We start from the raw sequence: 2,067 nt of genomic DNA on the forward strand, positions 1-2,067 counted from the left end.
TATCCATATCTATATCTTTTAAATCTTCATTTTCCACTTTTTGCTCTTTTATTAAAACTGTAATATCACTATTTTTTATAATATCTTTTGCTGACGGAGTTAAAATTGTATCTTTATCTATTACAATCTCTTTCGCTCCACTTTCTAAGATGTCTTCTAAATCTTTTGCACATATTAGTTTTTTCAAGTTTTTCTCCTTTCCAAACTATTTTAACTTACAATCTTCATCGATTATTCCAACTACAACAGCATCCACTGGAACACTTCTTCCAATCATCTCTCTAGCTGAAGATCCTGTGCTTATAATAACCCTATCGCCTATTCCAGCTCCAATAACATCTACCGCTACCAATCTTTTTCCAGTTGTTGTCCCATCTATCTCTTCTGCTAGCATAAATTTTAAACCATTTAGCTCATCCGCTTTTCTTGTTGCCCAAACATTATCTATTATTTTTGCTATAATCATTTTTTCTCCCTATAACTTTAATCTAATATCTCTTGTGTGCAACTTAAAGCTATTCCTAACGGTGTTACAAACATTGGATTTTTAGGTTTGTACACATTTACTTTAACATTTTTTTGAATAATCTCCTCTATTCCCGTTAAGCAAGCTGTTCCTCCAACTAGCACTATATTTTCAATATGGTATCCAGCAATGTGACTATTTATTATTGATGCTACTTTCTCTATAACTGGTTTAAGAATTGGAAGTAACTCTTTATGATTTCTGATATCTCTTTTAAACTCATCAGCTTCTTTAAATGGTTTTCCATATGTTCCTGAAACCACTAAAGAGAAGTGTGTTCCTCCAGTGGCTTCATCTGCCACTGATATAACCTCTTCATTTTTTAGAATTGAAGTTCCTGTGGTCCCACCACCGATATCAACTACTGCACCATTTTTTATTTTTAAAACTTGGTTTGCCGCTGTCGGTTCATCTAAAAGATTTGTCAATTCAAATCCCGCTGCCTGAACTACATTTTTAATAGCTCCTCCATCTAAACTATCTGTTCCAGGTGGAATTGCTGCTGCTGCATATAAAAGTTCTGTATTTAATTTATCCTCAATCTCTTTTTTCAACTCTCTAACTATATTTATAGCTCCAATATAATCAACTACCATACCATCTTTTACAACATCAGCATATCTGTATGCTCCCGCCACTGGATTATAGTTTTCATCTAAAACTGCCAGCACCACACAAGCTGTACCTAAATCCACTCCTGTATAATATACAGATGATTTTGTTAACTTTGGATTTTTTATAACTTTTTCAAATTCAGCCACTAAGCTATCACAATAATCAAAATCTGCAATTTTTTCTAAATTCATAACTCCTCCATCATGTGAAGCACTACTTTTTCCATCTTACTAATCATCCAATCAACATTTTCAACAATATCCTCATTTTTTAAAAATATCTCTTTACAAAGATGTAGTTCAAAAATTAATTTTTTTAAAGAAAATATATATCTTCCATTTTTAAAATATAGATAACTTTCATTTGGATTTTGGCTCTCACTACAAGATATTTCCTCTTGAAGTTTTAAGAGCTCACACTTTCCCTCTAGGGTATCTGATACATTTTTTAGGACTTTACCTATCTCTAAAATTTCTGCAGCAACTTTTATATCTTTATTTAAAAGTTCACTGACCAAAGAGTAGATCTCCATCTCTAGACTTCTAAGTCTATAAATATTTTTTTTATCTAAAACAACTTGAGTCTTTTTTTTATTTTCATCAAAATTTTCTATTCTTACTTTTCTGTCTAATAGATACTGTCTTCCTCCAGGAGTTAACCTTTGGTTTTGCTCTATTTGGAAGCATTCAAAAGGCTCTTTTCTATATAGCTCTCTCAGATACTCCTCAGTTATAAATTTAAGCATCTCTTTCACCCTCTATAGTTTTAGACAACTAATAATTAATGACGTATAACTCTAGCATGTAAATCATATTTTTTTATTAAATTTTCTATCTGGTCTAATTCATCATTAGTTAACTGAAACTCACCCTTCATCTCATATTCCATACCTAATTGTTCATACTTATTTACACCCATCTTATGAT

The 2,067-nt window shown here is 31.4% G+C and carries 3 protein-coding genes and 1 pseudogene; all 4 read right to left on the minus strand.

Annotated features, from left to right (window positions below; genetic code table 11):
- Positions 1 to 187, minus strand: a pseudogene (locus tag ACMOUI_RS04810) (hypothetical protein); the annotation flags it as partial.
- A gap of 18 nt (positions 188 to 205) precedes the next feature.
- The gene (locus ACMOUI_RS04815) at positions 206 to 466 is read right to left on the minus strand and encodes a EutN/CcmL family microcompartment protein (RefSeq protein WP_418964602.1); all 261 of its coding nucleotides are present in this window, start codon (positions 464 to 466) and stop codon (positions 206 to 208) included.
- 17 nt (positions 467 to 483) lie between these two features.
- Entirely contained in the window at positions 484 to 1,332 is an 849-nt protein-coding gene (eutJ, locus tag ACMOUI_RS04820; protein ID WP_418964603.1) for an ethanolamine utilization protein EutJ, read from the minus strand.
- Positions 1,329 to 1,886: a hypothetical protein gene (locus tag ACMOUI_RS04825; RefSeq protein WP_418964604.1), complete on the minus strand. Its 558-nt coding sequence runs from the start codon at positions 1,884 to 1,886 to the stop codon at positions 1,329 to 1,331. The genes eutJ and ACMOUI_RS04825 overlap by 4 nt, the downstream gene beginning before the upstream one ends.
- Between the last annotated feature and the right edge of the window lie 181 nt (positions 1,887 to 2,067).

Origin of the sequence: Cetobacterium sp. (assembly GCF_048470075.1) — a bacterium.
GTDB lineage: Bacteria > Fusobacteriota > Fusobacteriia > Fusobacteriales > Fusobacteriaceae > Cetobacterium_A.